General features: G+C 66.7%; 23 protein-coding genes. 8 read left to right on the forward strand and 15 right to left on the reverse strand.

Features of this window, described 5'->3' with window-relative positions:
* Window position 1: 1 nt before the first annotated feature.
* From motA to flgB, 12 genes are all read right to left on the reverse strand, one after another.
* Window positions 2-865, reverse strand: coding sequence for a flagellar motor stator protein MotA (gene motA, locus IEX32_RS04910; protein ID WP_188769059.1), 864 nt, complete (start codon window positions 863-865; stop codon window positions 2-4).
* 58 nt (window positions 866-923) lie between these two features.
* Window positions 924-1,844: a flagellin N-terminal helical domain-containing protein gene (locus tag IEX32_RS04915; RefSeq protein WP_188769061.1), complete on the reverse strand. Its 921-nt coding sequence runs from the start codon at window positions 1,842-1,844 to the stop codon at window positions 924-926.
* 7 nt (window positions 1,845-1,851) lie between these two features.
* Window positions 1,852-3,189, reverse strand: coding sequence for a flagellar hook-associated protein FlgK (gene flgK, locus IEX32_RS04920; RefSeq protein ID WP_188769062.1), 1,338 nt, complete (start codon window positions 3,187-3,189; stop codon window positions 1,852-1,854).
* Window positions 3,190-3,192: 3 nt separating this feature from the next.
* Window positions 3,193-3,513 carry a rod-binding protein gene (locus tag IEX32_RS04925; RefSeq protein ID WP_188769064.1) on the reverse strand — a complete coding sequence of 107 codons (321 nt, stop codon included), beginning with the start codon at window positions 3,511-3,513 and terminating at the stop codon, window positions 3,193-3,195.
* Window positions 3,510-4,571: a flagellar basal body P-ring protein FlgI gene (locus IEX32_RS04930; protein ID WP_229736126.1), complete on the reverse strand. Its 1,062-nt coding sequence runs from the start codon at window positions 4,569-4,571 to the stop codon at window positions 3,510-3,512. The genes IEX32_RS04925 and IEX32_RS04930 overlap by 4 nt, the downstream gene beginning before the upstream one ends.
* A gap of 100 nt (window positions 4,572-4,671) precedes the next feature.
* Entirely contained in the window at window positions 4,672-5,343 is a 672-nt protein-coding gene (locus tag IEX32_RS04935; protein ID WP_188769068.1) for a flagellar basal body L-ring protein FlgH, read from the reverse strand.
* 5 nt (window positions 5,344-5,348) lie between these two features.
* Window positions 5,349-6,137, reverse strand: coding sequence for a flagellar basal-body rod protein FlgG (gene flgG / locus IEX32_RS04940; protein WP_188769070.1), 789 nt, complete (start codon window positions 6,135-6,137; stop codon window positions 5,349-5,351).
* A gap of 14 nt (window positions 6,138-6,151) precedes the next feature.
* The gene (locus tag IEX32_RS04945; protein WP_188769078.1) at window positions 6,152-6,895 is read right to left on the reverse strand and encodes a flagellar basal body rod protein FlgF; all 744 of its coding nucleotides are present in this window, start codon (window positions 6,893-6,895) and stop codon (window positions 6,152-6,154) included.
* 22 nt (window positions 6,896-6,917) lie between these two features.
* Window positions 6,918-7,733, reverse strand: coding sequence for a flagellar hook-basal body complex protein (locus IEX32_RS04950; protein ID WP_188769080.1), 816 nt, complete (start codon window positions 7,731-7,733; stop codon window positions 6,918-6,920).
* A 25-nt stretch (window positions 7,734-7,758) separates the two neighbouring features.
* Window positions 7,759-8,100, reverse strand: coding sequence for a flagellar hook assembly protein FlgD (locus tag IEX32_RS04955; protein ID WP_188769082.1), 342 nt, complete (start codon window positions 8,098-8,100; stop codon window positions 7,759-7,761).
* The gene (flgC, locus tag IEX32_RS04960; protein WP_188769084.1) at window positions 8,097-8,504 is read right to left on the reverse strand and encodes a flagellar basal body rod protein FlgC; all 408 of its coding nucleotides are present in this window, start codon (window positions 8,502-8,504) and stop codon (window positions 8,097-8,099) included. The genes IEX32_RS04955 and flgC overlap by 4 nt, the downstream gene beginning before the upstream one ends.
* 2 nt (window positions 8,505-8,506) lie before the next feature.
* Window positions 8,507-8,854, reverse strand: coding sequence for a flagellar basal body rod protein FlgB (gene flgB / locus IEX32_RS04965; protein WP_188769086.1), 348 nt, complete (start codon window positions 8,852-8,854; stop codon window positions 8,507-8,509).
* Between the two features lie 213 nt (window positions 8,855-9,067).
* Here flgB and IEX32_RS04970 point away from each other — a divergent pair, with 213 nt between their 5' ends.
* The 8 genes from IEX32_RS04970 (at window position 9,068) to IEX32_RS05005 (ending at window position 15,379) form a co-directional block, all read left to right on the forward strand.
* The gene (locus IEX32_RS04970; RefSeq protein WP_188769088.1) at window positions 9,068-9,775 is read left to right on the forward strand and encodes a MotA/TolQ/ExbB proton channel family protein; all 708 of its coding nucleotides are present in this window, start codon (window positions 9,068-9,070) and stop codon (window positions 9,773-9,775) included.
* Window positions 9,772-10,218 carry a hypothetical protein gene (locus tag IEX32_RS04975; RefSeq protein WP_188769090.1) on the forward strand — a complete coding sequence of 149 codons (447 nt, stop codon included), beginning with the start codon at window positions 9,772-9,774 and terminating at the stop codon, window positions 10,216-10,218. The genes IEX32_RS04970 and IEX32_RS04975 overlap by 4 nt, the downstream gene beginning before the upstream one ends.
* Window positions 10,219-10,249: 31 nt before the next feature.
* Window positions 10,250-10,744, forward strand: coding sequence for a flagella basal body P-ring formation protein FlgA (locus IEX32_RS04980; protein WP_188769097.1), 495 nt, complete (start codon window positions 10,250-10,252; stop codon window positions 10,742-10,744).
* A gap of 121 nt (window positions 10,745-10,865) precedes the next feature.
* On the forward strand, window positions 10,866-11,186 hold the full coding sequence (gene flgM / locus IEX32_RS04985) for a flagellar biosynthesis anti-sigma factor FlgM (RefSeq protein ID WP_188769104.1): 321 nt from the start codon (window positions 10,866-10,868) through the stop codon (window positions 11,184-11,186).
* Entirely contained in the window at window positions 11,186-11,518 is a 333-nt protein-coding gene (locus IEX32_RS04990; protein ID WP_229736077.1) for a flagellar protein FlgN, read from the forward strand. The genes flgM and IEX32_RS04990 overlap by 1 nt, the downstream gene beginning before the upstream one ends.
* A gap of 77 nt (window positions 11,519-11,595) precedes the next feature.
* On the forward strand, window positions 11,596-12,462 hold the full coding sequence (locus IEX32_RS04995) for a transglycosylase SLT domain-containing protein (protein ID WP_229736085.1): 867 nt from the start codon (window positions 11,596-11,598) through the stop codon (window positions 12,460-12,462).
* Window positions 12,463-12,464: 2 nt separating this feature from the next.
* Window positions 12,465-14,588 (forward strand): flagellar biosynthesis protein FlhA, encoded by a 2,124-nt coding sequence (locus IEX32_RS05000; RefSeq protein WP_188769106.1) that lies wholly within the window; start codon window positions 12,465-12,467, stop codon window positions 14,586-14,588.
* Entirely contained in the window at window positions 14,585-15,379 is a 795-nt protein-coding gene (locus IEX32_RS05005) for a sigma-70 family RNA polymerase sigma factor (RefSeq protein ID WP_188769108.1), read from the forward strand. Before IEX32_RS05000 ends, IEX32_RS05005 begins: the two co-directional genes overlap by 4 nt.
* 6 nt (window positions 15,380-15,385) lie before the next feature.
* Here the strand turns inward: IEX32_RS05005 and IEX32_RS05010 are convergent, their stop codons facing one another.
* The 3 genes from IEX32_RS05010 to IEX32_RS05020 all read right to left on the reverse strand — a co-directional run bounded on the left by IEX32_RS05010 (window position 15,386) and on the right by IEX32_RS05020 (window position 17,775).
* Complete coding sequence (locus IEX32_RS05010) at window positions 15,386-16,231, reverse strand: hypothetical protein (RefSeq protein WP_188769110.1); 846 nt, start codon at window positions 16,229-16,231, stop codon at window positions 15,386-15,388.
* Window positions 16,232-16,772: 541 nt separating this feature from the next.
* Entirely contained in the window at window positions 16,773-17,165 is a 393-nt protein-coding gene (locus tag IEX32_RS05015; protein WP_229736094.1) for a hypothetical protein, read from the reverse strand.
* Window positions 17,158-17,775, reverse strand: a complete 618-nt coding sequence (locus IEX32_RS05020; protein WP_188769112.1) for a hypothetical protein — start codon at window positions 17,773-17,775, stop codon at window positions 17,158-17,160. The genes IEX32_RS05015 and IEX32_RS05020 overlap by 8 nt, the downstream gene beginning before the upstream one ends.
* Window positions 17,776-18,072 lie beyond the last annotated feature (297 nt).

Consider the following 18,072-nt stretch of genomic DNA (forward strand, 5'->3'; position numbering starts at 1 on the left):
GTCAGCGTCCCCTCATCGCGTCGAGCAGCTCGGAGAGGCCCGGGCGGAAGGAATGGCCGAGGCCCGAGCGCGCCGATTCGACGACCAGCGGCTGCGGCCAGCCGTGCAGGCTGGCGATCACGACCTGCTTGACGGCGTGGAAGATCTGCTCGTCTTCGCCGTTGATCTGCTTGAGGCGGCCCGCCATCGGCGCGACGATGCCATAGGCGAGAAGCACGCCCAGGAATGTGCCGACCAGCGCCGAGCCGATCATCCCGCCCAGGATGGCGGGCGGCTCGTCGATCGAACCCATCGTCTTCACCACGCCGAGCACGGCGGCGACAATGCCGAGCGCGGGCAGCGCGTCGGCGAGCGTCTGGAGCGCGTGCTGGGGTTCGTGCAATTCATGGAAATGCGTCTTCATCGCATTGTCCATCACGTCCTCCACAGCGTGAACTTCCAGCGTACCGGACGAGACCACGATCAGCGTCAGGGTGTCGCAGATGAGGTTGGCCAGCGCGGTGTTCGCGAGCAGCCGCGGGAACTCGGCGAAGAGCGAGGAGGACTTGGGATCGTTGACATGGCTTTCCAGCGCCACCGGGCCTTCGGTGCGCAGGATCTTCATCAGCCGGGTGGTCAGGATGATCGCGTCGACGTGGTCCTGCTTGTTGTGCCGGGCGCCCTTGAAGACCCGTTTCAGCGCGCCGCCGAGTGCCTTGAGCTGGTGCATCGAGTTGCCGGTCACGATCGCGCCGACGGCGGCGCCGCCGATGATCAGCATTTCGTGCGGGATCGCGTGAAAGACCGGACCCAGCGCGCCGCCGGTCAGGGCGAAGCCGCCGAATACCATGATCAGCAGGATCACGACGCCGACAAGTGCAAACATGGTTAGCAGTCCCCTGTAGAATTAGGCCCGTTTCCTGACTTGGGATCGGGTGTCACGATCAGCTCAGCTGATTGAAAAGCGAAAGGTTGGAGAGCTTGGTGAAGCTGGCCTGGCTGGCCTGGAGCACCAGCATCGTTTCCTGCAGCGTGGCGATCGTGCTGGTAATGTCCGTGGCACCGAGGTTGGCCTCCTCGGTGGAGCGCAACTCGCCAACATTGGTGCGGCGTTCGGATGTCAGGTCGATCCAGGAAAGGCGCGTGCCGATCACCGTCTGCGCGGTCGTCAGCGTGTCGAGGCCGGCCTTGAGCGATCCGAGTGCGTCCCTGGCAGCACCGGCGGGATCGGCGACGCCGCCCTGCAGCGCGCTGGCAAGGTCCTTGACGACACCCAACAGATCAGTGGGCGTGCCATTGACCGAGAATTCCAGAAATTCCGGTCCGGTCAGCGAGCGTGTCACGGTCTGCCCGTCGCCCAGCGAAAGATCGCCCGAAGTGGCGGTGCCGGCATATGCGGCGTTGCCTGAAGCGTCGACGGTGTAGGCATCGCCCGCGCTTTCGCCGCCGAACAGTGCGTGGCCGTTCGAATCGCGCGAGTTGGCGAGCGAAACGAGCGTGCTGTAGATGGACTCCACTTCCTTGCCGAGGGCGGAGCGCTGGTCCTCGGTGAGCGTGCCGCTGGCGGCCTGCGTGGCCAGTTCCTGCATGCGGATCACGGCCTTGGCCATGTCGCCGAGGGCGGCGTCGGCCAGCGTCAGGTCGGCGTCGGCGCGCTGGGCGTTGCTGGCATCGATGTTCGTGAGCTTTTCCAGCCGCGACAGCGTCCGCAGCCGGGACGCCGCGACCGGATCGTCCGATGAGCGCGACAGCTTCTGGCCGCTGGAGAGCTGGCTCTGCAGGCTCTCGGCCTGCGAACGCAAGTCCTTCATGCTCACGCGCGCCCGTTCGAAGAAGGCGCCGGTGCTGGTGGAAATCGTGGCCATGACCGCCTTACCTGATACCTAGGATGGAATCGAAGATGTCGCTTGCCACCTGCATCACCCGGCCGTTGGCCTGGAATGCCTGCTGGTAGCGGACGAGATTGACCGCCTCTTCGTCGAGGTCGACGCCGGCCTGGGCCTGGAGCGCGATCCTGGCGGTGCTGGCGATGGAACTGAGCGCGTCGCGCGTGACGGTGCGGCCGGCCACGGCGCTGGAGACGGTGAACAACAGCGTGTTCATGGTTCCGGCGGGATCGGCCGCAGTCAGCGCGGCCCGTAGCGCCGAGAGGCTCGACGGGTCGCGGCTGCCGGCGGCGGCGCCCGAGGGGGCGGTGGCGATGGCGCTGGCGCCGGTGGCGATCATGGCGATGTCGGCGGCACCGGTGCCGGAGAACAGCGCCTGCCCGGCATTGCCCGCAAGGTCCACGCCGTTCGCCTGCGCCGCGTTGACGACGCTAACGATGTTGGCGGCCAGCGCGTCGAGCTGGCTGCGCGTGTCGGCGAGCTGGGTGAGCGCCTGGCCCCGGCCGGCCAGTCCGCCCGAGCTGATCGTTGCCGCGCTGCCGTCGAGCGTGAACGAGATGGTGCCGTCGGCCGCGGTCGCCATGGCCAGCGTCGAGGCGGTGCCCCCCGCCACCAGCGTCTGGCCGGCGGTGCCGCCGATGGTCACGCTGACGGTCTTGTCCTGATTATAGGTGGCGGTGACGTTGACGTGCTTGCTGAGCTGTTCGAGCAGCGAGTCGCGCTGGTCGAGCAGTGTCGTCTGGTCGCTCGATGCATCGGAAGCGCGCGAAAGGCGCAGGTTCACGCGGGCGAGTTCGCCGGCGACGCGGTTGACTTCGTCCACCCCATCCTGCGCCTCGAAGCGCAGACCCTCGCCGACCGCGTCGAGGCTGGAGGCCGCGACGTTGAAGGTCTGGGCCATGGTGCGGCCCTGTTCGAGCACGGCGGCGCGCAGCGATCCGTCGGTGGGATCGGAGACGAGCTGCTGCAGGCTGGCCTCGAAGGCGACGATGGAATTGTAGACGCCGGTCTGCTCGACCGCCGCTTCGATGTTCTCCAGCCCCTGGACCTCGGCCGAGGCGCGCGCGGCGTCGGCGCCGGTGCGGCGCACTTCGGCCTGGCGGAACACGTCGGCATTGCGCGTGACCCCGGTGATCCGCACGCCGGCGAGGTTGATCGCGGTCGGCGAGGCGGCGCCGGAATTGGCAGCAAGTTCGGAAACGGTGAGCGTGCGCCGGACATAACCCTCGGAAGAGGCGTTGGAAATGTTCTGCGCGGTCAGGTCCAGCGCCGCGCGGGCCGCGGCTGCACCGGACTTGGCGATCGAGATGAGGTCTGCGCCCATGGCCTATCCTTTCGCCTCGGCGCCTTCGGCAGGCGTGGTTTCGGCGGGCAGATAGCGCGCCATCTGCGCCTCGATGATCGTGGCGAGGCCGAGCGAGCCGGTGCCGGCCGCGACATCGGCGAAGTGTTCGTCCTGCAGCTGACGGAAAGTCTGCATCGCCTGACTGCCGAACGCATCGCCGCCGAAGTCGGTCTTGCGCGCGGCGGCGAGCATCTGGCGCACGAAGATCGCCTCGAACTGCTTGGCCGTGGCGTGCAGCTTTTCGCGGTCGGTCGCCTGAGGCGCGGCGGTCAGGCCCGGAAGGGTGGGGAGGATGACGCTCATATCACCACCATCTCGGCCTTGAGTGCGCCGGCCTGTTTCAGCGCCTCGAGGATCGCCACCAGATCCGAAGGGGTGACGCCCAGTATGTTGAGCGCATCGACCACCGAGGAGAGCGAGGCGCCGGGCTTGAACATTGCGACGGAGCGCTTTTCTTCCTCCAGCGAGATATCGCTGTTTTCCTCTACGGCGGTCCTGCCCCGGCTGAACGGCGCGGGCTGGATCACGGTGGGATCCTCGTCGATGCGCACGGTCAGCTTGCCGTGCGCGATCGCGGCGGGCGAGAGGCGAACCGCGCTGTTGATGACGACTGTGCCGGTACGGCTGTTGACGATGACGCGCGCCGCCGTTTCCGCCGGTTCGATCTCGATCATTTCGATCGCGGCCATGACGCTGGCGCGGGTGTTCGAATCGGGCGGCAGGCGCAGGGCGAGCGTGACGCCGTCCTCGACCGAGGCGGTTCCCGGCATGCGGCGGTTGATCGCGTCGCGCACGCGCGCGGCGGTCAGGAAGTCCGCATTGAACAGGTTCCAGCGCAGCATGGGTTCGCTGTCGAAGCCGGTAGCGACGGCGCGCTCTACGCTGGCGCCGTCGGCGATGCGCCCGACGGTCGGAATGTTGACGGTGAGGTTGGAGCCGTCCTTGGCCGAAACACCGAGGCCGCCGACCGCGAGGTTGCCCTGGGCCATGGCGTAGATCTGGCCGTCCGCACCGTAGAGCGGAGTCATGATGAGGGCGCCGCCGCGCAGGGATTTGGCCTTGCCGATGGTGGAGACGGTAACGTCGATCCGCTGGCCGGGCTTGGCGAAGGCGGGCAGGTCGGCGGTAATCATCACTGCCGCCGCGTTTTTCAGGCCGGGCGAGACTCCAGGCGGGAGCTGCAGGCCCATGCGGCCCGACACGCCTTTCATCGCCTGGGTCAGGTATTCGAGGTTGTCGTCACCGGTGCCGGGCAGGCCCACGACGATGCCGTAGCCGGTCAGCTGGTTCGAGCGCACGCCCTGGAACTGCCCGAGATCGCGCACGCGTTCGGCATGGGCGATGGTCGGCACGAACACCATCAGCGCGCAAAGCAAGCTGACCCAGAGCTTCCCCTCCCGCCAGCGGGAGGAGAGAAGGTGGGCGATCGCCTTCGGGATCGAAAGTTCCATCACACCCTCCTCAGAACGGCGAGATCATGTTGAAGAACTTGCCGAGCCAGCCCTGGCGGCTCGCGCGCTGGAGGGCGCCCTTGCCCGAATATTCGATTTTCGCATCGGCCACGCGGCTCGAGAAGATCGCGTTCTCCTGGTCGATGTCGGAGAGGCGAATGATGCCCGAGAAGCGGACCCATTCATCGCCCTGGCTGAGCAACATCTGCTTTTCCCCTTTGACGAGCGCGGTGCCATTGGGGCGCACTTCGGCGATGGTGACGGAAAGCGTCGAGGCGAGCGAACTCGTCTGCCCCGCGGTTCCCTGGCCGTTAAAGGTCGAGGAGCTGCTGGCTTTAAGCGCGTCGGGATTGAGGAACGACAGAGGGCCGGCCGTCGGCGGGATGATCGAGGCGCCGCCGCTCTTCTGGCTTTTCGAGCTGACCGCCTTGGACGCGGTGGTCGCTTCTACCAGAAGGATCGTCACCGGATCGCCGACCATGCGGGCGCGGTTGCCTTCGTAGAGCGGCGCATAACCCGCCGAGACGTTGAAGATGCCGCCGGTCGGCGCGGCCGGCGCGGCGGGGCGCGCAAGGGGCAGCGTCGGTTCGAAACCGGAGAGCCCGTCCTTCTTCCGCGCATCGGCCGGCCCGGCGGTAAGCACGCAGAGCGCGGCGGCGGCGATAAGGGTTTTGTGGAGCATGGCAATCACAGCGTCTGGTTGGCGTTCTGCAGCATTTCGTCGACCGCCGAGATCATCTTGGAGTTGATCTCGTAGGCGCGCTGGGTCTCGATCATGTTGACCAGTTCCTCGACGATGTTGACGTTGGAGGCTTCGAGCATGCCCTGGCGGATCTGGCCGCGCCCCTGCTCGCCGGCCGCGCCGATCTGGGCCGGGCCGCTTGCGGCGGTTTCGAGCATGAAGTTGTCCGCGCCGGCCTGCAGGCCGCCCGGATTGGTGAAGCTGGCAATCGTGATCTGGCCGAGCTGCGTCGGCTCGGCCTCGCCGGCGATCTGCGCCGAAACGGTGCCGTCGGTCGAGATGGTGATCGAGGTCGCCTCGGCGGGTACGGTGATCGGCGGCTGCAAGGCGTAGCCCTGCGCGGTCACGAGCTGGCCGTCCGCCGAGCGCGTGAAATTGCCGGCGCGGGTATAGCCGAGCTGGCCGCCGGGCATCTGCACCTGGAAATAGCCGGTGCCGTCGAGCGCGAGGTCGAACGAGTTGCCGGTGGTCTCCAGCGACCCTTGCGTTTCCATGCGCGTGGTCGACTGCACGGCGACGCCGGTGCCGAGGTTGAGCCCGGTGGCGTAAGTCGTCTCGGTCGAGGAATCGGCGCCGGCCACGCGGCTGTCCTGATAGGCGAGCGTCGCGAAGTTGGCGCGGTCGCGCTTGAAGGCGGTGGTGCCGACGTTCGCCAGGTTATTGGCGATGACACGCATGCGCTGGTCTTGCGCTTCGAGACCGGTACGGGCCACCTGGAGTGCGGAACTGGGCATGGCTTTTCTCTTCCTCAGCTATCAATGCGCATGAGACGGGCACTGCCTTCGTCGAGCTGCTTGGCGGTTTCGACGAGCTTGGTGCGCATGTCGAAAAGGCGCTGGGCGGAGATCATCTCGACCAGCACTTCCGATGCGTTGACGTTCGACTGTTCGAGCGCGCCGGGAATCAGGCGCGCGTTCTCGTCGATCGGCAGGACGCCGCCGCCACGTACGCGGAACTGGCCGGCAATGTCCTTTTCGATCTGCGATCCGGCGGTGCTGACCAGCTTCAGCCGGTCGAGCCGCACCGGCGGCTGGTCGGGCGTCGCCGGATCGGTCACCAGCACGCCGCCATCGGGCGCGATGGTGATCTGCGAACCGGGCGGGACCGTGACCGGGCCGTTGTCCCCCAGGACCGGCAGGCCATCGCCGTTCTCGATCACGCCGGTGACCGAGACGGAAAGGTCGCCGCGGCGGGTATAGGATTCGCCGCCGTCGTAAGCCTGGAGCGCGAGCATGGCATCGCCTTCGAGCGCGATGTCGAGCGGGTTGCCGGTGTTCGTCACCGCGCCTTCCTTCATCGAGGCGCCGCGCACTACCGTGCTGGTCATCGCGCGCGCTTCCAACTGCGAGCCGTCCAGCGTCATCGGCGTCGCCTGGATCATCTCCTTGCGAAAGCCGATGGTCTGGGAATTGGCCATGTTGCTGGCGATGACGCGCTCGCGCGTCATCGAAGCGTTCATGCCGGAAATGGCGGTGTAGATCAGCCGGTCCATGGGGTCAGGTCCTTACGAGACGTCAGTTCCGCAGGTTGATGATGGTCTGCGAGATCTGCGTGGCCGTATCGACGGCCTTGGCGTTGGCCTGGAAGTTGCGCTGCGCGGTGATCAGGGCAACGAGTTCCTCGGCGATGTCGACGTTCGAGCGCTCGATCGAGCCCGACAGGAGATCGCCGTAAAGGCCGGAACCGGGCTGGCCGTAGCTCGCGGCGCCCGAGATGCCGGTCGCCTCCCAGCCCGCGTTGCCGACCTGCTTGAGCCCCGTCGGAGCGACGAACGAGGCCATCGCGACCACGCCGACCGAGGTGTTGGTCCCGTCGGCATAAGTGGCGAGTACGTCGCCATTGGCGCTGATGCTCACGCCCGCGAATTCCGCGCCCCCGGCATTGGTCGCCGGGATCTGGACGTCCTGCAGGGCGGTCGTGGATGTGATCGCGCCGTTCGCATCCACCGGGAAGACCTGGAGGCGCGCGCCTTGGGGCGTGTTGACGTAACCATCGCCGTCGACGGTGAAAGCGCCGGCGCGGGTAAATTCGGTCTGCCCGGAGACCGGCGAGACCACGGTGAAGAAGCCGTCGCCGTTAATCGCGACGTCGAGCGCGTTGCCGGTCTGCTCGATCGCGCCGAGCCCGAAGTTCTGCGTGATCGACGCGACGCGCGCGCCGATGCCCACGGTCATCTTGGCATCGGCGAACACCGAGTTGGAAACGATGTCGGCGAAAGAGGCGTTGCTCTTCTTGAAGCCGCTGGTTTCGGCGTTGGCGATGTTGTTCGAGATGACGTTGAGGTCGGTCTGCGAATTCTTGAGGCCGGTAAGCGAAGTGTAGAAGGACATGGCATAAGTCTCCTGAAAATGCGGATCAGGCGGTGGTCGTGGTATCGGTGATGGATGAAGCGGCGACCTGCTTCGCGAGCGCGGTGACCGTCTGGTTGGTGGCGGTCTGCGCGGTGACGAGCGTGTCGAGCTTGGCGGAAATGGCGCTCAGCGTGTCGGACATCTCGGTCGTGCCCGCGAGGGACGAGAACTGGGCCATCTGGGCCAGCATCTCGGTCTGGTCGGTCGGGTTGAACGGATCCTGCTGCTGCATCTGCGTGAGCATGAGCTTGAGGAAGTCGCCCTGGTCGAGCGCTGAAAGCGTGGTCTTGGCGATGGACGAGGTGTTCGTCGCCGCGCTCGCGGAACTGGTGGAAGTCACGGTCATTTGAGCCTCATCGTGTCGAGCATGAGTTGCTTGGCGGTGGACAGGGCCTCGACCAGGTTCTGGTACTGACGCGAGGCTTCCAGCATCTCGACCATCTCCGCGTTCTCGTCGACGGGAGCTGCCCAGACATCGCCGTTCTCGTCGGCGAGCGGGTGGTCAGGATTGTGTTCGCGCACTGCCGCGGCCTGTTCGCGGACCACGCCCTGCACCTGGACGGTGGCAAGGCCGCTGGCCTGATCGAGGCTTTCGGCAAAGACGGCGCGGATCGGCTTATAGGCTTCCGCCTCGCTGGCCGAGACGGTGCCGGCGTTGGCGAGGTTGGACGCGGCGGCGTTCATGCGCACGAGCTGCGCGGACATACCGCGCTGCGCGAGGTCGAAGATGGTGAAGGGCTGGCCGGCCATCGTCATTCGCCCCGCAGCGAGCGCTTGACGGTGTCGACGCGCGAGCGGATGAACTCCAGAGTCGTCGAATAGCCGACCGCGTTTTCCGAAAAGGCGAGCTGCTCGTTCTGCAGCTCCACCGTGTTGCCGTCGAGCGAAGGCATCACCGGCACGCGAAAGAGCGTCGCGGCCTGCGCGGCGGCATCGACGTCGGCGCCGCCGTTCGCCGAGCGCAGCGCAGCGGCGAAATCGATGTCGCGCGCCTTGTAGCCCGGCGTCGCGGCATTGGCGATGTTCGAGGCGATCAGGCCCATGCGCTGGGAGCGAAGCTCCAGCGCCTTGCCGTGAATTCCGAACAGGTCCTGTGACATTCGTCTTGGCTCCAGGTTTTTCCCGCTGACGCTCTACGCAAACACCGTGCCAGTTCCGCGAGCACGCATGTTTTCGTCTCCTGAAGCTGCCGGATGCCGGGCGCGGGGCAGGCAAAGCGGCAAGGCTTTGCCGGCGGGCGGCAAAATTGTGCTCTTTCCCCCCTGAAATCTCGCCGCCGCTGCCGTTCTCGATTCCAAAGGAGAACCTGCGTCATGCAGATCGACAACCTGTTCGATCCCACCAGCGGCCTGATCGTCCTGGGGGGAACGGCGCTGGCAACGCTGATGCGCTGCGGCTTCGCGGATACCGGCGCGGGGCTCGCCGCCCTGTTCGGGCTGCTGGGCAAGCGCTTCGATGCCGCCCTGGCGCGCGCGGAGCTTGCCGTGCACGTGCGCGAGATGCAGACCGACGGCGTGATCCGGACGAGGCCGCACCATTTCGGCGACGCGGAATTCGACGAGGCGACCGACGCGCTGATCGGCAGCCGCTCGATCGGTGCGCTGCAGCTTGCCCACGCTTCGCATAAACGGCGACGGGCCGCGCGCAACCGGCGCGCGGTACGGACTTTCAACCAGGCCGCCGATCTTTCCCCCGTGTTCGGCCTTGCCGGCACGCTCGTCTCGCTCAGCCAGCTTTCCGGTGCTTCGGGAGACTTTGCCGGGGCCATTTCCATGGCCGTGCTGACGACGCTCTACGGGTTGCTGCTGGGCAATATCGTGTTCGCGCCGCTCGCGCGCGTTGTCGCGCGCGCGGCCGCGCACGAGGAGAAGGAGCGCCAGAAGGTGCTCGACTGGTTGGAAGAGCAGGTCGTGGTCGCGCTGCCGGTTCATCACCGGGCGGCGTCTCACGCGCGCCCTGCCGTGGATCAGCGGCAGGCGGCGCATATGCGGGGTGCGGCGGGCGGAGCCGCCAGGCCGTGAGTGCGCGTGCGGGCGGCTGGCAGACGGCGCTGGCCGACCTTTCCCTGATCCTGTTCATGGTGACCGCCGCGGCGGTGGGCCAGCAGTTGCCCGCGACGCGCGAGAGCCGCGAGATGGATCCGGGGCACGCGGTTTCCGCTCCCCCGCTTCAGGCAGAGCCGCTTGCCGTCTATGTCGACGCACCCGGCGCGCCGCCGCTGGCCGATTGGCTGGACCAGCAGGCGGTCGATCCGCGTCAGCAACTGACGGTCACGGCGCGCTACGGTCCCGCGCCCGGCGCCCAGGAACGCGCGCTCGCCACCGCCGTGCGACTCGTCCGCGAGGCGGGAAGGGCAGGACACGCGGCGCGCATCGTCATCGAGCCGGGCGAGGGGCCTTCGCGCGTCGTGATCGCTTTCGATTCATCAGGCGAAGTGGCACAAGGCTTGCTTGCTACGAGGTGAGAATTCAGCTCACGCCACGGGAACCCAAATGATGACCACCGGCCTTATCCTGATCGCCGCGGCCGCCGCCACCGGCGCCTTTGCCGATCTCGAAGCCATCGACCGTCAGGTCGCCGGATTCACCGGCGCGCCCGTCGGCGCGGTCGGGGGCGCCGTGACGCCGGTCGACAGGCGCCTTCGCCTCCAGCGCTGCGGCAGCGGCCTTTCGCTGTCCTGGCGCACGACCCTGCACGACAGCGTCGTCGTCCAGTGCGGCGATGCGAACGGGTGGCGGATATTCGTGCCTGTCAGGCAGGCGGCACACGTGGCTGCCGCGCAGCAGCCCGACGCGATCCGGCGCGGCGATGCCATCTCGATCGCGATCAGCGGTGAGGGCTTTTCCGTCTCGCAGCCCGGCGAGGCGCTGGATTCCGGCGCTGTGGGCGAGTGGATCAACGTCCGCCCCGCCAGCGCGGCCAGGAACCGCGCGGACCCCATCCGCGCCCGCATTGTGCGGCCCGGGCTGGTAGCCGTTCCCCTGCCCTGAACGCGAACCTTCGGTTTCCCCCTATGGGCACGCGGGCGGATTGGAAATTTTTTCCCCCGCGCCCTTAAAAGATCCTTATCCGCTCCGTTCTGGTGTTCAGGAATTTCAATGGAGCGGCATCATGCCACCTATGGAAGTGGGACCTGTACGTGCCATCGGCGCTATCAGTGCCAGGATCGCCCGCAAGGCTGGCGATGATACGCTGCCAGGCGCCAACGGTGTCTCGGCAGGCAAGACGGCGGCGCCCGACAGGCCATCGGCGGCGGCAGCGGGCGCGGCCGTGGAAACCAGCGAAGCGCTCGATCCGGGCGCGGCGCCGGTCGATACCGACCGTGTCGAGATGATCCGCAAGGCGGTCGAGGAAGGGAAATACCCTGTGGTGCCGGCCAAGATCGCTGATGCCATGATTGCAGCCGGCGTGCTGCTGAGGAGCGGCAAGTAATGACCCAGCACGAACTGCGCGACACGTTGCGGCAGATGGTTGCCGTCCTGGAAGGCGAGCGGCAGGCTCTTGCCGGTCTCGACATCGACGCGATCGTCGGCGCGACGAGCGACAAGGATCGCCTTTGCGACACGCTCGGCGCTGTTGGCACGAACGAGATCGACGAGGAATGCCGCAGCCTGCTCGAAACCGCGAAGCGCCTCAATGAGGTAAACCGCCAGGTCCGCAACATCATCGCCGCGAACGTCACGACGCGCCTCAATGCGCTGGTCGGCAGCCCGCAGGTCTACAGCGCGGCGCCCCGTTACGGGCAGATGAACGCCCGCATCTGACATTCTTGCTTAGCGGGCCGGTTTGGCACGGTCCTTGCTGAAACACTCCCGGTTGGTTTTCGACCGGGAGTTTCGATTTGAGCGATGCACCAGTCATCGGTGGGGCAGGAGGCCCGAATGGAGGCGGCACGAGAGTGCAGGCCGCCATCGCGCGTGCCGCCCAGGCGACGGGCGTCGATTTCAAATACCTGATGGCGCAAGCCAAGCTCGAATCCAGCATGGACCCGGGCGCAAAGGCGACGACGTCCAGCGCCGCTGGGCTCTATCAGTTCACCCAGGGCACCTGGCTCGAGACGCTTGATCGTCACGCCGGGCGGCACGGCCTCGACTGGATAGGCTCGGCCATCGACGGCGGCCGCGTGGCCGATCCCGCCGCGCGCGCGCAGATCATGTCGCTGCGCTACGATGCCGACATGTCGGCGATGATGGCGGCCGAGCTTGCCAGCGACAACCGCGCCGAGCTGACCTCGGTGCTGGGGCGCGAGCCGGATGCTTCCGAACTCTATCTGGCGCATTTCCTGGGCGTTTCCGGGGCCAGCCAGTTCCTTTCCGCGCTGAGCAGCAATCCATCGCAAAGCGCGGCGGCGATCCTGCCCAAGGCGGCGGCCGCCAATCGCTCGATCTTTTATCAGGGCGGCGCCCCGCGCAGCGTCGGCGGCGTGATGGACCTCATGCGCGGCAAGGTCTCGCAGGCGATGGAAGGCGGCGGCGCCGCGCAGTGGGCCGGCGTTTCGACCGGCGCGATGCTGGCGGCCTCCGCGCCCCCGGCTCAATCATCGCTGGGGCCGATCGCGCAGGAGTTCCACGCCGCGAGAGGGCAGGCGCCGCAAGGTGCGAGCCAATCGATGGCCGAAACGCTTCGCGGCACTTTCGGATCGGGCGGGGATGCCGCCCCGGCGCATGTCCGTGAGGCCTATGCCAAACTTGCGAGGTTCGGGCTGTGAACATGCTGAACCGCATCTCCGATCCCGGCGCGATGGCGCTGCCGGCGGGCATCCTGATCCTGATCGTGCTGATGATCGTGCCGGTTCCGGCTGTCATCCTCGACATTTCCTTCGTGCTCAACATCGCGCTTTCCGTTGCCATCCTGATGGCCGCGATGAACGCCAAAAAGCCGCTGGATTTCTCGTCGTTTCCCTCGGTCCTGCTCTTCGCGACGCTGCTGCGCCTCGCGCTCAACGTCGCCTCGACCCGCGTGGTGCTGGTCCACGGGCACGAGGGCGGAGAGGCAGCCGGCAAGGTGATCGAGGCGTTCGGCGCCTTTCTCATCGGTGGCAATTTCGCCGTCGGCATCTTTGTCTTCCTGATCCTCATCATCATCAACCTGGTCGTCGTGACCAAGGGCGCGGGCCGTGTCTCGGAAGTTTCCGCGCGCTTCACTCTCGATGCCCTGCCCGGCAAGCAGATGGCGATCGACGCCGATCTTGCCGCCGGCCTGCTGACCGCCGAGGAAGCCAAGGCCCGCCGCCGCGAAGTCGCCACCGAGGCGGACTTCTACGGCTCGATGGACGGTTCGTCGAAGTTCGTGAAGGGCGACGCCATCGCCGCTCTGCTGATCCTCGGCGTCAACATCATCGCCGGCTTCTGCCTCGGCATGATCAGCTATTCCATGTCGGCGGGCGATGCCGCGCAGACTTACGTGACGCTGGCCATCGGCGACGCGCTGGTGGCGCAGGTGCCCTCGCTGCTGCTTTCGATTGCGGCTGCGGTCATCGTCACCCGCGTTTCCGACAGCCGCGACCTTGCCGGGCAGATCGGCGGCCAGTTTGCCGCCCCCGGCACCTGGTTGCCGGTCGCCGTCGTGCTTGGCGCCATCGGCATGATCCCGGCCATGCCGCAGTCGATCTTTCTTCCCGCCGCCGGCCTTGCGTTCTGGCTGTGGCACGCGCTCAAGAAGCACCGCGACCGGCCCGCGCCCGTGGTCGAGGCATTGCCCGAGCCGGTCGATCCGCAGAAGATCGAGCTTCAGGACGTGTCCGACCACACGCTCGTCACCATCGAGCTCGGCTACGGCCTCGTGCAGCTCGTCGACGACCGGCGCGGCTCGCCGCTGGTCCAGCGCGTCACCGGGGTGCGCAAGCAGCTCAGTCAGGCCTTCGGCTTCATCGTGCCGCAATTCCGGATGCGCGACGCGATCGACATGCCGCCGCACGACTACCGCATCATGCTTGGCGGCGTGAACGTGGGCGGCGCGATGGTCCGGGCCGACAAAGTGCTGGCCATCGACGCCGGCGAAGTGCGCCCCGGGCACACACTCAAGGGCGAGGCCACGCGCGATCCCAGCTTCGGCTGCCCGGCGCTGTGGATTGACCCCGCGCAGCGCGACCATGCGACGGCCGAGGGCTTCCTGACGGTCGATCCCGGCACCGTCATCGCTACGCACCTCAACCAGCTCCTGTCCGAACGCCCGCAGGATCTGCTCGGCCCCGATCAGGTCAAGGACCTGCTGGAAGCGCTCAAGGAGCATTCGGCGGGGCTGGTCGAGACAATCCACCCGCAGCCGCTCACGCTCTCCGCGCTCACGCGTCTGCTGCGCGCCCTGCTCGAAGACCAGATTCCCATCGCGCACCCGCTGCCGATCCTCCAGAGCCTCAGCCGCGCGGTCCAACAGACGGTCGATCATGACAGGCTTATCGAGCTGGTCCGCGCTGACCTCGGCGCGCTCATTGTCGGCCGCGTTTGCCCGCCGCACGAGCGCCTGCCGGTGCTCACGCTCGACGCCAACCTGGAGGCCGCCATCGTCCAGGGCATGCAGGACCCGGTGACCGGCCAGCCCGTCATCGAGCCCGACCTGGCCCGCATGATCGGCGAGCGCGTGTCCGAACTCGCCTCCGCAAGAGGGCCGGGCGCGATTCCGCTGACGCTGATCGTCCAGCCTCGCGCCCGCCGCGCGCTTGCCGCGTTGCTGCGGTTGCGGGCGCCCTCGTGTCTCGTCCTTTCCATCGCCGAACTGCCGGCGACCCAGCCGATCGAGGTCATCGACGTGATCGGCTCTCCCGTCCCGCAGCATCAGGCCCCCGGCCTGCCGCATCCCGATTCCATCGACCCAGCCGAAAGCATGGCAGCATGAAGCTAGATCACAGCGCATTCGAGCAGCGGGCGCCCGCCCCCTGCCCCTCCCCGACCTACCGGATCCCCGCCGCCCAGTCGCGGCGCGGGACCGGCGGCTACCAGGGGGAGGTCGCCGACCGGGTCCGACGATTCCTGCCGATGGTCCGGCGCCTCGCCTGGCACGTCCACGGCACCGGGCGTGCCGGCATCGAGCTCGACGATCTGATGCAGGCCGGCCTCGTCGCCCTCACCGAATGCGCGCAGCGCCACCAGGGCCCGGGCGAGGACGGTTTCGCCGCCTATGCCAAGATGCGCGTACGCGGCGCGATGGTGGATCTGATCCGGCGCACCGTGCCGATGTCGCGCGGGGCCAGCGAGCGGCGCCGCCAGCTTGCCCGCAAGGAAGTGGGGCTGCGCGGCGAACTCGGCCGCGACCCGCTGCCGCACGAACTTGCCGAGGCCATGGGGCTGGACGAGAGCGAACTGCACGCCTTGCGCGATTCCAGCCAGCCGCTGCGCTTCGATTCGATCGACGAAGTCTATTCGGACCACAACGCGGCCTTCGCCGACGAGACGCCCGACAGCCTTTCGCTGCTCGAGGACGAGGAAATGCGCGACGCCGTGATCGCGGCCATCACCGACCTGCCCGAGCGGCTGCGGCTGATCGTGCAGCTCTATTTCGTGGAGGAACTCAACCTCGCCGAAATCGCGCAGGTGCTGGACGTCTCGGTGCCCCGCGTCCACCAGCTCAAGGCGCAGGCGCTGGCCAGGCTGCGCGAGGCGCTGGAGGACGTGGCACAGGTGCTGTGACGTCGCCTAGAGATTGAGGCCGCCCTCGGAGACCTTCTCCTTTGCGCGCTGGACATCAGCCGACAGTTGTCGCTCACCGGCCTCCACCATCGCCCAGGCCTTGGCGTGATTTGTGATGTTGACGGAAAATTTCGATGCGAGTTCGGGATTCTCGTCGTCGCGCTGGATGCTGTAGGAAACAGCGAACAGGCAGGGCGTCGCTTGCTGGAGCTGGACCCCCTGCCGCTGGCAGACAGAGTAGCTGGAATTGCCCGAACTGAGCTGCTGACCGTCCCGTGATCTGACTATCTCGCCTCGATCCCCTTTGTAGTATTTGCTGGTGTCGAAGGCCCCGTACTTGTCGGCCAATTCCTGCTTGATGCTGGCGACCGGCAGTTCCTTGCCTTCCGTGAACTCTATCGTGCGATCGACATGAACCAGCTGCTCGCTCCCGGAAGGACCGACAAACGTCGCATTGACCTTGTCCAGTCCTGAATCGGCACTGAGGTCGATTTGCGACATCTGGCCGCCGCTCGGCAAGGAGACGCTGCGCTCGTTGGTGTTTACGGCATAACTTGAATTCTTGCACTGCAGGACGTTCTGCACCTGCGCCAGCGTCATGCCTTGGCGCACCCCCAGTATATCGTCCGCGGGCTGCCCTTTCGGCGCGGTCTCACCTTTGAAATCGCCGCAATCGACTTTCGGAGAAGCAATGGCTGGAGACGCCGTTGCTTCCGCCTCGGCGGACGGATCGGACGTTTCGGCGACCGCCGTCTCGTCATCGGGGGCTTCGGCGCTACCGCCGCAGCCCGCCAACAAGACCATGCCGCTGATGCATAGAATATTGCGTAACATGACGATCAGTTCCCCCAATTACTCCATGAATTTGTCTCGATCGGCCCGTCGTGGTCGCGCAGGCCAAAAGCAACAGGATCGGTATTGGCGAGCTTTTCGATATGGAAGAGGCAGCGATGTCCAGAATACACGCCGCTAAGCCCAAACGAGCGACTCAATACCCATCAATTAAGCAAATTGAGCGAGCTGGAAGTCGCGCACAAGCCCAAAAACTCTCGGGCTATTGGCAATTTCGTAGTAACCTCCATGGTCTCTTGCTTTGGAGACGGTGACGCTGCGATCGGGGGCGTCAGTTCCGCGCTTCGCCGCCAGCAGAGCGGGCGTGAGCACCTGCGGCAGCGCTTCGGCGCTGCCGTCCTTGCCGTTCTACACATAGAACTGCGCCCCGGCCGCGCCGTGGGCCGTGGGGTAGCGGGGGATCTCTGGATCGCGGGGGGCCAGTCTCCGCGCAGGACAACGACGCCGGCCTTTTGAAGGCCTGCGTCGTTTCCTCGCGCTCGATGGCACACGCCGCGATCGCTCGCCGGACGCGCGAATCCGCGTTTTCCCGCCGGCGGGATCAGATCGCGAGCAGGCGCCCGAAGAAGGCGCGGTAGCGCTTCAGGGCAATGCGCAGGTCCTCGGTCGTGACGTCGCCGCCGCGATCCCATTGCTCTTCGAGATGGAAGCGCTCTTGCGCGAACGTCTCGGCGAGCAGTTTCATCGCGCCTGCCACCAGCGTGTCCGCCTCCTCGACCGCGCGGCGCGGTTCGTCGACGAAGCTTGCCTGAATAGCCTCCCACCGTGTTTGGAGTTCCTGCGCGTCCCCGGGGGGAAACAGCGGGTCGTCGCCGGCTTTGGCGGCATCGGTTCCCCGGGTTGTGCCGGCCCGGGCGATATCGGCGGTGCCGCCTACGCTCTCGGGTGTAACGGCTCCATCTGTCCCTGGCTCGTGTTGGATGGGTTCAGCCACGATGAGTCTCCCGCTTCTTGCGCTTGTCGATCACGCGGCCGTCCCGGTGTTCGATCACCGGGCTGCTGTCGACCGGTTCGTGGACGAGGTCGTCAAACAGGGCGCGATAATGGATCATGGCCTGGCGCAGATCCTCGGTATCGGCCTCACCACGTGCGTGGCGTTCGGCAATCGTGTGGCCGGCGCGGTAGTTCTGCACCACGTCGCCGTGATCGACCGAAAGATCGGCGGAGCGCTGCTCGAAATCGGCGACCGGGTAGCCGCGATCCTCCATGACCTGCCCCAGCAGCACGTCGGCGCGCGTCACTGCGTCCGCCGGGGAATCGACGAAGCGTGTCTGCACCTTGCGCCATTCTTCGATGTAACGCCTGCGGCTCTCCGGCGAAAGCGGACGGATGTCGAAGCTCTCGACCCGCTTTTCGCGTTCATGCAGGATCGTTTCGGCGCGATGTGAGCTGCCGGCATCCTTGACCGTGCGTTCGTATTCGCCGCCGAACCGCGCCTTGAGCGAGTCGGCGCGCCGCTTGCGCATATAAACCACGCCCACAGCGACGATTACTGCAAGGACGATCAGACCGATGGTCAGTTCGAGCGGGGTAATGGTAATCATGTTCCTTCTCCCAGAGCATTTGTGCCCCTTCGGTGAAGCGCCGAGGCTTCCCGCCCCGCATGGGTTTAATATCCGGAAGAGGGATCGGGTTTCCGCCGGCGCAACGGCTCGTCGCAAATCCGGCGATGCCGGGCCGGCCCCGCATCAGTTGGCGCTGGAGGGCAGGGCGCAGGTGCTGTGACAGAGACCTTCGGGCGAAGTCGTGGCGGTGAATCTGCGATCACATGCGGAAGCACCGATGATATGATAGGATGAATCGCCAGCTTCCGGGGGTGAATGGGAGCAGCGCGGGAGGGC

This window comes from Novosphingobium endophyticum, assembly GCF_014640675.1.
Taxonomy (GTDB): domain Bacteria; phylum Pseudomonadota; class Alphaproteobacteria; order Sphingomonadales; family Sphingomonadaceae; genus Novosphingobium; species Novosphingobium endophyticum.

What these genes read in the sequence shown, in the direction of transcription:
- motA (WP_188769059.1), bottom strand. Translation starts at nt 865, where the DNA reads ATGTTTGCACTTGTCGGCGTCGTGATCCTGCTGATCATGGTATTCGGC.
- IEX32_RS04915 (WP_188769061.1), bottom strand. Translation starts at nt 1,844, where the DNA reads ATGGCCACGATTTCCACCAGCACCGGCGCCTTCTTCGAACGGGCGCGC.
- flgK (WP_188769062.1), bottom strand. Translation starts at nt 3,189, where the DNA reads ATGGGCGCAGACCTCATCTCGATCGCCAAGTCCGGTGCAGCCGCGGCC.
- IEX32_RS04925 (WP_188769064.1), bottom strand. Translation starts at nt 3,513, where the DNA reads ATGAGCGTCATCCTCCCCACCCTTCCGGGCCTGACCGCCGCGCCTCAG.
- IEX32_RS04930 (WP_229736126.1), bottom strand. Translation starts at nt 4,571, where the DNA reads ATGGTGTTCGTGCCGACCATCGCCCATGCCGAACGCGTGCGCGATCTC.
- IEX32_RS04935 (WP_188769068.1), bottom strand. Translation starts at nt 5,343, where the DNA reads ATGCTCCACAAAACCCTTATCGCCGCCGCCGCGCTCTGCGTGCTTACC.
- flgG (WP_188769070.1), bottom strand. Translation starts at nt 6,137, where the DNA reads ATGCCCAGTTCCGCACTCCAGGTGGCCCGTACCGGTCTCGAAGCGCAA.
- IEX32_RS04945 (WP_188769078.1), bottom strand. Translation starts at nt 6,895, where the DNA reads ATGGACCGGCTGATCTACACCGCCATTTCCGGCATGAACGCTTCGATG.
- IEX32_RS04950 (WP_188769080.1), bottom strand. Translation starts at nt 7,733, where the DNA reads ATGTCCTTCTACACTTCGCTTACCGGCCTCAAGAATTCGCAGACCGAC.
- IEX32_RS04955 (WP_188769082.1), bottom strand. Translation starts at nt 8,100, where the DNA reads ATGACCGTGACTTCCACCAGTTCCGCGAGCGCGGCGACGAACACCTCG.
- flgC (WP_188769084.1), bottom strand. Translation starts at nt 8,504, where the DNA reads ATGGCCGGCCAGCCCTTCACCATCTTCGACCTCGCGCAGCGCGGTATG.
- flgB (WP_188769086.1), bottom strand. Translation starts at nt 8,854, where the DNA reads ATGTCACAGGACCTGTTCGGAATTCACGGCAAGGCGCTGGAGCTTCGC.
- IEX32_RS04970 (WP_188769088.1), top strand. Translation starts at nt 9,068, where the DNA reads ATGCAGATCGACAACCTGTTCGATCCCACCAGCGGCCTGATCGTCCTG.
- IEX32_RS04980 (WP_188769097.1), top strand. Translation starts at nt 10,250, where the DNA reads ATGACCACCGGCCTTATCCTGATCGCCGCGGCCGCCGCCACCGGCGCC.
- flgM (WP_188769104.1), top strand. Translation starts at nt 10,866, where the DNA reads ATGCCACCTATGGAAGTGGGACCTGTACGTGCCATCGGCGCTATCAGT.
- IEX32_RS04990 (WP_229736077.1), top strand. Translation starts at nt 11,186, where the DNA reads ATGACCCAGCACGAACTGCGCGACACGTTGCGGCAGATGGTTGCCGTC.
- IEX32_RS05000 (WP_188769106.1), top strand. Translation starts at nt 12,465, where the DNA reads ATGCTGAACCGCATCTCCGATCCCGGCGCGATGGCGCTGCCGGCGGGC.
- IEX32_RS05005 (WP_188769108.1), top strand. Translation starts at nt 14,585, where the DNA reads ATGAAGCTAGATCACAGCGCATTCGAGCAGCGGGCGCCCGCCCCCTGC.
- IEX32_RS05020 (WP_188769112.1), bottom strand. Translation starts at nt 17,775, where the DNA reads ATGATTACCATTACCCCGCTCGAACTGACCATCGGTCTGATCGTCCTT.